Consider the following 13873-nt stretch of genomic DNA (forward strand, 5'->3'; position numbering starts at 1 on the left):
TTGATAATTTTTATTTTTACTTATTTATTAAAATTTAATTCCGAAACTTAAGTTGTAAGAAATTCCTTTTTTATAGTCCTCCAACAATAAATTAGGAGTTGAGATATTAACGGTGCTTTCGTCGCCCATTTTTAGTTTGTAAGTTTGGTTAAGGATGTTGTAAACGCCTAATTTCACATCTACTTTTTTAGAAAGTTCAGATTGGAAAATGAAATCTAACTGATGAAAAGGTTGCTCGTAAACATGATCTAATCCTCCGAAACCAACTGCATAGATTTTTTCAGCAGAAGTATTGTAAACCAAAGAAGCGGTTCTCTTTAGATTTTTGGCATTTTTGAAATCATATTTTAAATCAACATTTAGCATCCATGGAGCTGCACCTTGTAATCCTCTTTTTTTGCTAAAATTGGTTTCAGATTTTTGAGCGTCAGATTTTTCTACATCAGAATAGATATATGTGAAGTTTGCTCCCAAGTTTAATCTATTCAGATTTTCTGAAATTCTGCCTAAGTTAAAAGAGCCTTCTAATTCTACTCCTGCAAGTTTTGCTTGTTTAGCATTAAAGAAAGTAGTAGTAGTTCCATTAGAGTTAGAAGAAGATATTAAACTTCTTTCGATGGCTCTGTCTACAACTTTTCCGAAAAAGTTAACTGCGAAAATTTCACTTGATTTAGGGAAAATCTCATACTTTAAGTCAAAGTTGTAGTTCTGACTATTATCTAGACCTTTAAAATCTTTGCCAAAACTGGTATTCGGAATATTATAGTTCCCCAAAATGGTATTATTATCTGGGTTAATATATTCAATAGGCATGGTTTCGATAAGAATAGGTCTGGTAATCGTTTTACTTACCGCAAGTCTTAAATTAGATTTGTTATTCAGCGCTTTTTTAACAGATAATGAAGGCAAGAAATAATTTTGATTCTTGGTAATGTTTCTGAAATTACCATTGATGTTATCTGTAATCAGTTTATATCTGGTAATGGTAATGTTATTTTCTGCTCTAATTCCCGCAAGAATATCCCAAGATTTATTAGGCTTGAAATTTAAATTCGCATATCCAGCATTTACAAACTGATAAAGGAAAGCTTTGTAGTTTGGTTGAGCACTTTCTTGCCATTGGAAATTCCCATTAGCATTTGCGGTGGCAAAACTACTGTCTGGAGAATCTATGTTGATAATATCTTGAACCCCAGTTGTTGTAGAATAAATAAAACGGTAAGACATGGTTCTGCTGTCTGCAAATCCATTATAACCAGCAGAAATGGTAACAGGGTAGTAATTGTCTTCTTGTTTTTTGCCAAGATTTACTTGGTATTCTGCCATTGCTGAAAAATAATTTACACCACTTAAATCCAGATATTGTCTGATGAGGTTGTTTCCACCGTAACTCATCAATAATTGATTGTCACCCGTTCTGAAACCATAAAAAGTTTTTCTGTCTGGCTGTTGGAACCAGTTATTTACCCAGCTTCCACCTGCTTTGAATTGATGTCTGTCTCCTAATTTTTGAGAAACTAACAACTGTACATCTGTTAACCTAGAAAGGTCTTGCTGGTTAGTACGGAAGAACATAATATCTTGGTCCTTATTATCTCTGTAGCCATCATAATCTTGAATTTGGTTAAAAGAGTTTTGTAAAAAAGTACCGTTTAAATCTACTTTAGTTCCAGCTTTTTTATAGCTTAAACCAATTAAAGCAGTAGATTGAATGTTGTAATTGTATTCTCTTTTGTAAAGTTTGTTTTTATAAACTCCGTTCGTGTCAAAAGTGTTATCGTTTCCTTCTTTGTAGTTATATTCACTACCTTGAGTAAGGTTAAAAAGGAATCCTAAATTTCCACCATTTTTGAATTTTAATCTCTGTGAAGTTGTAAATCCTATGGATGTATTAGGAAGAGATTTTACATTGTCTACATTCCAAGTATCTTTAAATGAAGTGTTAGGAATGTAAGCTCCACTTGGTCTGTAACCATTTACTTCTGCAGGAAGTTCTCTGTCTTCAGCATTTAAGCCCATGAAACCTGACATGTTATAAGCATTCTGATTAATTTTAAAATTATTTCTAAAAGTGCTTATAGAATTTACACCTACCGAAAAATCCATTTTAGTGAAAGAATTCTCGGGAACTAAAGTTTCTATGTCAAAAGTAGCTCCTGCGAAATCTCCATAAAGATTGGCGTTATAGGTTTTATAAACATCAAATTTCCCTACGATGTCAGTTGGGAATTGTTTTAATTCAATGATTTTCTGGAATGGGTTATTAGATGGAGTTGCTAATCCGTTAACTAATAATGAGTTATATCTTTCTTCTAATCCTCTCACGAATAAACCTCTAGATTCTACTGTGTTTATCCCTGTAATTTTGGTAAGTCCTTGTTCTAGGTTAGAAATCCCTTTTCTAGAAATTTCTTCTGCACCTATAGATTGCTTTTGTACTATAGCTTTTCTTTGTTCGCCTAAGATAGCGCTTTCAGATTTTTTATTGGTATTGCCTCTCAATTGAACTCCTTCTATTACTTTTTCGGCTTTCGTTTTGGTAGAATCCGTTTTAGTAACTTGAGAAAAAATCATTTGTTGCGATGCCATTAAAAATAGGGCTGCTAAACTTATTTTTCTATAATTCATTTTTTTACTTCTTATTTGGCGCAAAGAAATAAAGAAACACGTGCAAGTCTGGTTTAGCAAAAATTAATTTTGTTTTAAGAAATCTTTACCAAAAATTCTTTTATGTTAAATTATTGTGAAGTTTTAAATAATTATGTTTCCAATGTAAATTTTCATTAATTTTGAGAGGTTAAAATGTATAGATGAAAGGAAAAAAGATTCTTTTAATAGATGATGAACAAGATATTCTAGAGATCTTGTCATACAACCTCGAAAAAGAAGGATATCAGGTTTTTACAGCTAATAATGGCAATGAAGGCATCGTAAAAGCCAAAGAAATAATCCCAGATTTAATCTTACTAGATGTAATGATGCCAGAAAAAGATGGGATAGAAACGTGCCAAGAAATGCGTCAAATAAAAGAACTTCAAAAAACATTAATTGTTTTCTTGTCTGCTAGAAGCGAAGAATTTTCTCAGTTAGCAGGTTTTGATGCAGGAGCTAATGATTACATTGTAAAAATTATCAAGCCAAAAGTTCTTATTTCTAAAGTTAATGCACTTTTACAACTCACTACTCAAGTTGCAGAACAATCTAAATTAATAGAACTAGGCGACTTGGTGATTGATAAAGATAATTTTAAAGTCACCAAAAACGGCGAACATTTCCTACTCCCGAAAAAAGAATTTGATTTGTTGTATCTTCTAGCTTCTAACACCCAAAAAGTTTTTAAAAGAGAAGAAATTTTAGACAAAGTTTGGGGAAATGATGTGATTGTAGGAGAAAGAACCATAGATGTACACATCAGAAGATTGAGAGAAAAATTAGGAGATAATTCTATCCAAACCCTCAAAGGAATTGGCTACAAATTAGTAGTGTAATTCTACCTTTTTCTCAGAAAATGTAATATGAAAATCAATAGACTTTCACTTTTTGCAGCATGTATTCTTACTTGCGCTATGGCAATTGTAGCGTTGGTTTTCAATTACGTGCAAGAAAAAGTGATTGCAGACACTCATTCTTTTTACTTTTATTTAAGCATCAGTCTCGTTTTTATTGCATTGCTTAATTATTTCGTGTTAGAATTACTCTTTAATTCTTACGGAAAGAAACAAATTAAGCGAATTTCTGATATTCTCCCCGAAAATATTCTTCAAGAAGAGGAAAATGTAAATTTCCAACAATTAGGTGAGAGAATCCAAAAAAACGTTTCAGAAATCGACATGATGAAGGAAATGGAAGATTACCGAAAAGAATACATCGGGAATGTTTCTCATGAGCTTAAAACGCCTCTTTTTTCCATTCAAGGTTATGTAGAAACGCTGAAAGATGGTGCAGTAGAAAATCTCAACATCAGAGATAAATATCTAGAACGCATCGGGAATTCTGTAGAGCGATTACTGAACATCGTCACTGATTTAGACCAGATTTCTAAATACGAAGCCGCAGAAATTTCCATCAACTATTCTGTTTTTGATATCAATGCTTTGACAAAAGAAATCTTCGATTTATTAGAAATCGAAGCGCATAAAAAATCCGCAAAATTAGTTTTGCAGACCTCACAAACTGCGATTATGGTAAGAGCAGACAAGCAAAAAATTTCTCAAGTACTTACCAATCTTATTTCAAACGCCATTCATTATTCTAATAGGGAAGAAGCTTTGATTAAAGTAATCACCAAAACTGAGCAAGAAAAAGTGAAAATTATTGTGCAAGATAACGGAATGGGAATCAAGCCAGAAGTCTTGCCTAGAATTTTCGAAAGATTTTATAGGGTAGAAACCAGCAGAAACCGTAAAGACGGCGGTTCTGGGCTAGGTCTTGCCATCGTAAAACATATTCTAGAAGCTCACCATCAAAGCATTACTGTAGAAAGCAAATATCTAGAAGGAACGCTCTTTACTTTTTATCTAGAAAAAGCTTTGTAGTATTAATAATTTCTGTATATTGGCACCAGAAAACGCTGGGAATTTAATAAAAACTTTTTTGAATAAAAATTTATTTTTTTAGAAAGTCAAGTTTCTTTTGTTTTATCTTTGTAACCGAAATTTTAAACATCAAAATCAATAAAAATACTTTAATACAATTAGCTTCTAAATATTAGTAAAAAGTAAAATATGGTTTATAAAATTAGAGTAATTCTAGATTCAAAAGACAATATTTTTAGAGATATTGAAATTAAAGAAAAGCAAACCCTTTGGAATTTACATAACGGGATTAAAAGTGCTTTCAGTTTGCAAGGTGACGAATTGTCTATGTTCACTATTCTAGACGAAGAAGGAATGGAAGTAAAAACCGTTCCACTAGAAGACATGAGCGATGATGGTGACGGAGAAATCATGTCAGATGTTTACCTGATGGAAGCCTTCGAAGAAGTAGGGGATAAAGTGCAGTTTCAGTATGGTCTAATCGATTTATGGGAGTTTTTCTGCGAATTGGTAGAGATTATAGACGAGAAACCTGCCGTAAATTATCCTATTACCGTTTTTAGATTTGGTAACGTTCCATTAAAGGCTCCTGGGAAATCTGGTGGCGCTTCTGGTAAAGCATCAGTTGCGACAGCTTTCATGGATGATGATTTTGCAGATTTAGACGCAGACTTTAAAGATGATTTTGATGACGAGTTTGCTACGGAAGACGAAGACGAAGATGATGGTTTTGGCGATGATTTCATCGATGATGGAGGTGATGATGATTAAATAATATTGAAATTTATGATAAAAATCCGGAAAACTTTTCCGGATTTTTTATTGGTTTTAGCATACAATCACTACATTTGTTTCGCTAAAATTTCAACTATGAAAAAGCTATTTTTATCTGCAATGTTAGGCTTGTCACTAATCTCTTGCAGCGCTTTACAAAATCAGAAAACAATGACAACTGACTGGAAACACACCACCAACATTTATGAAGTAAACGTAAGACAATTTTCTAAAGAAGGAACCTTCAAAGCTGTAGAAAAAGAATTACCAAGACTTAAAAAAATGGGTGTAGAAACACTTTGGTTTATGCCAATTACACCTATTGCTCAAAAAAATAAAAAAGGAACACTTGGCAGTCAATATGCTGCACAAGATTATACCTCTATCAATCCAGAATTTGGAACTTTAGAAGATTTCAAAAGTGTAGTAAATGAAGCTCATAAAATGGGTTTTAAAGTCATCATCGATTGGGTGGCGAATCATACAGGTTGGGATCATGTTTGGACCAAAACCCATCCAGATTTTTATTTGATGGATCCTAAAACCAACGATTTCCAAATCGCTTCTGGAATGGATGATATCATAGAACTCAATTATCAAAACCCAAAAATGCGTGAAGCCATGATTGAAGCCATGAAATATTGGGTAAGAGAAACGGATATTGACGGATTCAGATGTGATTTAGCTTCTTGGGTAGAAGTAGATTTCTGGCAACAAGCAAAACCAGAAGTTGAAACCATAAAACCACTTTTTTGGTTAGGAGAATATGATGAATTAGACAATCCAGATTATGCAACAGTTTTTGATGCGAGTTACAGCTGGAAATGGATGCACCTAACCAAAGAATTTTATCAGAAAAAATTACCACTTACGGATTTAACAAATCTATTGGCGCAATATTCTGCCATCGGAAACAAAAGCATGAGAGCTTGGTTTACCACCAATCATGACGAAAATACTTGGAACGGAACAGAATATGAAAAGTATGGTGAAATGGCAAAAACTCTAGCCGTATTTTCTGCTACTTGGAATGGAGTCCCATTGATGTACAACGGTCAAGAATTACCATTGTTAAATAAGAGATTAGAATTTTTCGAGAAAGACCCAATTCCTTGGAATGGCGAAAATAAATTAGAAAATTTCTACAAAAAATTATTTGAACTTAAATCTAAAAATCCTGCTTTGAGAGGAGGCGATGATCAAGCAACTACACAAATTTTGAAAACCAGCGCTCCAGATCAAGTTCTTGCTTATCTTAGAAAAAATGGAAATGATGAAGTTTTGGTAATCCTTAATTTATCAGATGCTCAACATTTGAAAGTGCAGATTTTAGACGAAACGGTAAAAGGAAAATTCAAAAGTATTTTTTCTGGTTTAACCACAGATTTTGATACGAAGCCTACCATAGAAATGTACAAGTGGGAACATATTGTTTTTGAGAAATAAAAATTTGTCAGATGTCAGAAGATGGATGTTTGATGTGATAATAAAATCATTAGAGTCGGGCTTTAGCCCGACTTTTTAATAAATAATTCATTTAGACTTTAGTCAAAAATTATATTATGAACAAAGCTGAACTTTTAGAATTGGTAAAACAGAAAATTTCTGAAAAAATACAGAAATTAGAACAATTGATTGCCGAAACCAGAGCTTCTAATAATGATACCAAAAGTTCTATGGGAGACAAGTATGAAACTTCCCGAGAAATGCTTCAGCAAGAAATTAATAACCTTCAGCTTCAACTGAATGAACAACTTAAATCTCAACAGGTTCTTAAAAATATTCAGCCTATTTCTCATAAAAACGTCAATTTAGGAAGTTTAGTGGAAACAGATAAAGGCAAATTTTTCATTGCAGTTTCTTTAGGAGAATTGAGTTTTAACCAAGAAAAAATATTCATCATTTCAGCAGAATCTCCATTAGCAAAAGCCATGAATGGTAAAAAAGAAGGTGAAATTTTTAAACTGAATAATTTAACTCAAACCATTAAAAATATTTGGTAAAAATTTCATTAATTTGTAGAAGTCAACTCAGAACTTAGAACCTAGATTGAACCATTATGCAAAACTACCTCGATTTACTCCAGCATATTTTAGACCACGGAACCGATAAAACCGACAGAACAGGAACGGGAACCAGAAGCGTTTTTGGTTACCAACTGCGTTATAATTTGTCTAAAGGTTTTCCTTTGGTAACGACCAAAAAAGTGCATTTGAAGTCTATTATTTATGAATTGTTGTGGTTTCTAAAAGGTGATACCAATATTAAATATCTTACGGATAATGGGGTTTCTATTTGGAATGAATGGGCAGACGAAAACGGAAATCTTGGTCCAGTTTACGGAGCACAATGGAGAACTTGGGAAGGCAAAGATGGAAAAGTGGTAGACCAAATCGTAGAAGTAGTAGAGCAAATTAAGAAAAATCCAGATTCTAGAAGACTCATCGTTTCTGCTTGGAATGCAGCAGAAATTCCGAATATGGCTTTAGCGCCTTGTCACGCGTTGTTTCAGTTTTATGTAGCAGATGGAAAATTGTCACTACAATTGTATCAAAGAAGTGCTGATGTATTTTTAGGCGTTCCTTTTAACATTGCGAGTTATGCTTTGCTTTGTATGATGGTGGCGCAAGTTTGTGGTTTAGAAGTAGGAGATTATGTGCATACTTTCGGAGATGTTCATATTTATAACAACCATTTTGAGCAGGTAAAATTGCAACTTTCTCGTGAACCGAGAGCATTGCCAACTATGAAACTCAATCCAGAAATTAAAGATTTATTTGATTTCGATTTTGAAGATTTTACGTTAGAAAATTACAATCCACATCCTGGAATTAAAGCGCCAGTAGCGATTTAAAAGATAATTCATTAAATATTTGAGAATCAAAATTTATTTCCTCTAAGATTTAGAGAGTAAATTTTGATTTTTTTTTAGGATTTTGCCAAAGTTAATTTGAGAATAATTTTAACTTTGGCAAAGTTTTTATACGTAACAAAGAGTACATAAATGGGACTAATTAACCGAAATACAAAATTTTAAAATGAAGAAACTACTCATTGCAGCCTTTTTTTTAGGGCTTTTTTCTACTGACAATTTCACTTTTGCACAAACCGAAACTTCTGGCAGAACTGGTGTTTACAGAGCTACTCATACCAAATCTACAGAGTTGAAACACACCAAATTGCGTGTGAATTTCAATTTTGAAAAAGAACAAATGAACGGCGAAGCTTGGATTACTGCTTCTCCATTTTTTTATGCTTCTAATGAATTGGTTTTAGATGCTAAAGGAATGATTATTAATGAGGTAGCATTAGAAAAAAATGGTGCGAGAACACCTTTGAAATATGATTATAAAGAAGATATTCTAAAAATTTCTTTGGATAAAACTTACCAAAAAAATCAAGATTATACGGTTTATATCAAATATGTAGCGAGACCTAATGAAGTAAAACAAAAAGGTTCTGCTGCCATTAACGATGCGAAAGGACTTTATTTCATCAATGCTCAAGGAAAAGATGCAGATAAACCTACACAAATCTGGACTCAAGGCGAAACAGAATCTTCTTCTTGTTGGTTTCCTACTATAGATAAGCCCAATCAGAAAACTACGCAGGAAATTTACATGACGGTTCCTAAACAATATGTAACTCTTTCTAACGGAATTTTAAAAAGTTCTGAAAATTTAGGCGAAAACCTGAGAACGGATCATTGGGTAATGGACAAAAAACACGCTCCGTATTTATTTTTCATGGGAGTAGGAGAATATGCCGTGATTAAAGATAAATGGAGGAATATAGACGTAGATTATTATGTAGAAAAAGAATATGAGCCTTATGCAAAACAAATTTTTGGGAATACTCCAGAAATGATAGAGTTCTTTTCTAAAAAATTAAACTATGATTTTCCTTGGCAAAAATACGCACAGATTGTAGGTAGAGATTACGTTTCTGGTGCTATGGAAAATACTACTGCAGTGATTCACGAAGAATCTGCACAGCAAAAAGCAGGTGATTTAGCAGACGAAAACAAGTGGGAAGATGTAATCGCTCACGAATTATTCCACCATTGGTTTGGAGATTTGGTAACCGCAGAAAGTTGGAGTAATCTTACGGTAAATGAGAGTTTTGCAGATTATTCAGAATATCTTTGGAACGAATACAAATACGGAAAAGACGAAGCCGATTATAAAAGATTAAAATCACTCAGAAATTCTAAAGCAGACCCAAGAAATTTTGGAAAAGATTTAGTGAGATTTAATTATGAAAGCAGAGAAGACATGTTTGATGGCGTTTCTTATAATAAAGGAGGCGGAATTCTGCACATGTTAAGAAATTATTTGGGAGATGATGCATTTTTCGCTGGACTTTCAGATTATCTTAAAACCAATGAATACGGAACTGGAGAAGCGCATCAGCTGAGACTTTCTTTGGAAAAAGTTTCGGGAAAAGATTTAAATTGGTTCTTTAATCAATGGTATTTCGGGAAAGGTTATCCAAAGTTAGAGGTTAAATCTACTTTTGACCCAATGAAAAAACAAGTCACCGTAAATGTTGCTCAAACGCAAGAAGAAAAATTTGAGTTTCCATTGTCGATTGATGTTTTAGAAAATGGTAAAATTTCTAGAAAAGAAGTTTGGGTAACGGCAAAAGCGAAAAATGACTTCGTTTTTGATGTGACTAAAAATCCTGAATTGATTAATGCAAATCCTGAAGGTTTATTGCTGAGCGATATTAAACAAGACAAAACTCCAGAACAATTATTTTTACAATACACTACTGCTAAAGATTTGTACAGCAAATACACGGCTATAGAAGAAGCAAAAGACCAAGTTTCTAAAAATCCGTTTGCAGACAAATTATATGCAGCAGCTTTGAAAGATAAGTTTTACAGAAATAGATTGTTAGCATTAGAAGGTTTACCAGAAGATCCAAAATCATTTTTGGCAGATGTAGAAAAATTAGCGCAGAATGATGAGAAAAATTTGGTGAAAGGAGCTGCAATCGGAGTTTTAGCAAAAACTAAAAACCCTAAATATTTACCATTATTTGAAAAAGGAATCAATGCAATTTCTAATTCGGTGAAAGGAAATTCACTTTCTGGAATTGCACAAGTTGCTCCTGAAAAAGTAGTAAATTATGCCGAAAAAATAGATTTAGAAAGCGCTTCGGAAGATTTAGTGATGACTCTTTTGCCGGTGATTGTAAAAAATAAAATCACTGCTCAAATGCCAAATATTGCCTCTCTTGTAGCTTTTTATCCTTTTATTGGGTTTCAAAATCCTAAACTAGCAGCACCTGCAGAAGAAGGTTTCAATTGGATTATGGATTCTGATAATACAAAGGCAGTACACAATCTTACGAAAGTTTTAGGACAAGCGAAAAGTCAAATTGGCGATAATGTACAAGCCAAAATGATGATTGTTCAAATGCTGAAAAAAGGTTTAGAAAGAAAGATGAAACTATTCAGAGAGAATCCTTCAAGCACCAGTCTAAATACTCAAATAGAAATGTTGAATAAAGCGATTACTTCTTACAGTAATTAAGTTATTTGTTCTAATAAATTAAAGCCCTTTTTACATTTTTTGTAAAAAGGGCTTTTTGTATTTTGAGCATAATTTTTAATTTGTATATTTTATACATTTTCATATCTTAGAAGAAACAAACTAATAAAATCATGAGCCCCAAAACATCTTCTATTGTTAATTATTTTAGTAAAAGAAAACCAATTACCGATGATGAAATCTATTTTTTAGATAGTGTATTCACAGAAAAAAAATATTTTAAAAATGAAATAGTAGTAAAGAAGAATCAAGTATGTAATGATATATTTTTTATTGATAGAGGAGTTTTGAAAACATATTTTATAGATGAAAATAATAAAGAAGCTATCAACGGAATTGCTATAGATAATAATTTTTGTACATCAGTGTCTAGCTTTATGAATCAAACACCATCTTCTGAAATTATTGAGGCTTTAGAAGACACCATTCTTATTACAATTTCTTTTTCTGATTTTAAAGAATTGATCAATAGATATCCTGTTTATAAAGATATTTATGTGAAAATATTAGAAGATTATCTTACATTTATGACATGGAGAATAGAAAGTGTAATGCTTATGGATTCTGTAGAGAGGTATAAAACATTAATGAAAATATTTCCAAAACTCTTTTTACGAGTTTCTAATCATGATATAGCTAAGTATCTTGGGATGTCTCCTGAAACATTAAGTAGGATAAAATCAAAGAGATAATATTTTTATTCTATTGTTAAAAATGCAAATTCTACCTGAATTTGCATTTTTTGATTTGTATCAATCTTTTTATCAACTACATATTTTAATTTTACTTAAATCCTAAAATATTAAAAAATGAAAAACCTACTTTTTATTCTCATCGCATTTCTTATTGTAGGATGCAGAGACAGTTCAGATGACAATTCTCCTAAACTACCACCAGAAACACAAACAGGTGCAAATACTTTTGGCTGTTTGGTAAACGGCAGATTATTTTATCCTAGAGATGGTACTTTTGATATTATGGGAGCCAATAAAGCAGTTGTATATTCTGGAAATAATAAATTTGATGAGATTCTTGTGGCGAACTTCAAAGATGGAAAACCATTAAATTACATGTATTTTCATATCCATGATTTACCCACAAAAGGAGTAGGAGAATATGTTTGGAAGGAATCTAATTTCAATAAAGGGATAGATGGATTGATGCAAAATTACCTTTACGTAAGAGCTTTTGATTACACTACCAATACTTGGAAATGGTACACTTCTTATGAGAATTCTGGTAAAACGGTGATTACTAAATATGGCGGTCAACCAATAGTATCGGGTACATTTTCAGGTAAATTAAGAACAGCCGATGGCAAAGAGACCATAGAAATTACCAATGGTAGATTTGATATTAATACATCTACTATAGATTTGAAAGAATTTCCTTAAATAGATAAGAGGAGAACTGGCATTCTCCTCTCTAGTATAAACAATTAACTTCTTATTAATTATAAACAATTAACCATTTAATCTTTATTTTACTTTAAAATTATTTAGATTTAAAATAAAAAACAAAATTCTTAGCATAATTCTTTTGTCAGGAATTTTCAACTCGTTAAATTCGTACAAAAATTGAGGAATTATGATGAAAATCGGAATCGAAGCGGCAAGTTTTTTTGTGCCAAGTTTATATTTAGAAATTAAGGATTTAGCCGAAAAAAGAGGAATAGAACCTGCAAAATTAGAAAAAGGTTTAGGACTGAAGAGGATGGCTTTTCCCGATGTACACGAAGACGCTGCCACTTTTGCCGCAGAAGCACTTTTAAAACTCATACAAGATTATAAAATAAACCCCAAAGAAATTTCTAGAATTTATTTAGGAACAGAATCTTCGCTAGATGCTGCAAAACCTACTGCTACTTATGCCATGCAAATGGTAGAAAAAGAACTAGAAAAAGAATTTGGAGTGAGATGTTTCAAAAATTGTGACGTAGTAGATATGACTTTTGCGTGTGTAGGTGCTGTAGATGCGTTGCATAATTCTCTTGATTTTGTAAGAGCAAATCCTGAGAAAAAAGCCATTGTAATTGCTTCTGATTATGCGAAATATGAATTGGCTTCTACTGGAGAATATACGCAAGGTGGTGGTGCAGTTGCAGTTTTGGTATCGGCAAATCCTACATTGTTGGAAATTGAAAATAAATTTGGAGTCGCTACAGAAAGTGTTTTTGATTTCTTTAAACCAAGAAGAGAAACGACTAAAAATTTGGTACAGAATTTACCAGACAGTTTCGCCGAAAAAGTAGAAATTTTTACAGATGAACCTGTTTTTGATGGTCAATATTCTAATCAATGTTACCAAGATAGAATTAGAGAAGCCTACCAACATTACAAAGAAGAAAGTGGAAGAGAAAAGCCTTATGAAAATTGGCGATTTCTGATTTTCCACCTTCCTTATGCATTCCACGGGAAGCGATTATTTACTGAAATTTTTGGCTTAGAAAACGGAATGAATGCCACCACTTCTGAAGATATAAAAGCCATCGCTCAAACCGATGAATATAAAAATTTAGTTGCCGAAAAAATAGAAATTACGCAACGTGCAAGTTCAGAAATTGGGAATATGTACACCGCTTCTATTTTTATGGCATTGCTTTCTGCTTTCCAAGTTTCTTATGGAAATGGGGAAGAATTAGCAGGAAAAGAACTAGGGTTTTTAGCCTACGGAAGCGGAAGTAAATCTAAAGTTTTTGCTGGGAAAATAGGGCGCGAATGGAAATCTGTGGTAGAAAAATGGAATATTTTTGAAGTGCTGAATCAGCGCAGAGCAATAGATTTTGATACGTATGAAAATCTCCACCGAAAAAAACTCAATACTTCTGTAAATCCAGATTGGAAAGGATTTGGATTGGTAAAAGTAGAAAAAGAAAGCCCAGTTTTAGTGGGAGCAAGATATTACGAAAGAAGATAAAAATGAGCCGAGAATTTTCTCGGCTTTTTTTACGCAAAATATTGTAGTAGATATTTCGTTATATTTTTTTAAATTTGATAGGAATAAAAA

The 13873-nt window shown here is 32.5% G+C and carries 11 protein-coding genes; 10 read left to right on the forward strand and 1 reads right to left on the reverse strand.

Translation table 11 applies throughout. The features are described 5' to 3' along the window. Positions 1-27: 27 nt before the first annotated feature. Positions 28-2628: a TonB-dependent receptor plug domain-containing protein gene (locus tag ACT53I_RS01860; RefSeq protein ID WP_476078191.1), complete on the reverse strand. Its 2601-nt coding sequence runs from the start codon at positions 2626-2628 to the stop codon at positions 28-30. Positions 2629-2810: 182 nt separating this feature from the next. On the opposite strand from ACT53I_RS01860, the gene ACT53I_RS01865 reads away from it, so the two are divergent. The 10 genes from ACT53I_RS01865 to ACT53I_RS01910 all read left to right on the forward strand — a co-directional run bounded on the left by ACT53I_RS01865 (position 2811) and on the right by ACT53I_RS01910 (position 13783). After that, positions 2811-3488, forward strand: a complete 678-nt coding sequence (locus ACT53I_RS01865) for a response regulator transcription factor (RefSeq protein ID WP_069797791.1) — start codon at positions 2811-2813, stop codon at positions 3486-3488. 27 nt (positions 3489-3515) lie between these two features. After that, positions 3516-4535 (forward strand): sensor histidine kinase, encoded by a 1020-nt coding sequence (locus ACT53I_RS01870; protein ID WP_476078192.1) that lies wholly within the window; start codon positions 3516-3518, stop codon positions 4533-4535. A gap of 189 nt (positions 4536-4724) precedes the next feature. After that, the gene (locus ACT53I_RS01875; RefSeq protein ID WP_476078193.1) at positions 4725-5306 is read left to right on the forward strand and encodes an IS1096 element passenger TnpR family protein; all 582 of its coding nucleotides are present in this window, start codon (positions 4725-4727) and stop codon (positions 5304-5306) included. A 99-nt stretch (positions 5307-5405) separates the two neighbouring features. After that, a complete protein-coding gene (locus ACT53I_RS01880) occupies positions 5406-6755 on the forward strand; it encodes an alpha-amylase family glycosyl hydrolase (protein ID WP_104792322.1) in 1350 nt (449 codons plus the stop codon). 116 nt (positions 6756-6871) lie between these two features. Then, positions 6872-7312: a hypothetical protein gene (locus ACT53I_RS01885; RefSeq protein ID WP_476078194.1), complete on the forward strand. Its 441-nt coding sequence runs from the start codon at positions 6872-6874 to the stop codon at positions 7310-7312. A gap of 56 nt (positions 7313-7368) precedes the next feature. Further along, positions 7369-8163, forward strand: coding sequence for a thymidylate synthase (locus tag ACT53I_RS01890; protein ID WP_476078195.1), 795 nt, complete (start codon positions 7369-7371; stop codon positions 8161-8163). Positions 8164-8347: 184 nt separating this feature from the next. Then, positions 8348-10849 (forward strand): M1 family metallopeptidase, encoded by a 2502-nt coding sequence (locus ACT53I_RS01895; protein WP_476078196.1) that lies wholly within the window; start codon positions 8348-8350, stop codon positions 10847-10849. Between the two features lie 131 nt (positions 10850-10980). Next, positions 10981-11559, forward strand: coding sequence for a Crp/Fnr family transcriptional regulator (locus ACT53I_RS01900; protein WP_476078197.1), 579 nt, complete (start codon positions 10981-10983; stop codon positions 11557-11559). 117 nt (positions 11560-11676) lie between these two features. Next, on the forward strand, positions 11677-12261 hold the full coding sequence (locus ACT53I_RS01905) for a Riean_0653 family protein (RefSeq protein WP_476078198.1): 585 nt from the start codon (positions 11677-11679) through the stop codon (positions 12259-12261). A 196-nt stretch (positions 12262-12457) separates the two neighbouring features. After that, the gene (locus ACT53I_RS01910) at positions 12458-13783 is read left to right on the forward strand and encodes a hydroxymethylglutaryl-CoA synthase family protein (protein WP_476079363.1); all 1326 of its coding nucleotides are present in this window, start codon (positions 12458-12460) and stop codon (positions 13781-13783) included. Positions 13784-13873 lie beyond the last annotated feature (90 nt).

The organism is Cloacibacterium sp. DMC96 (genome assembly GCF_056313765.1).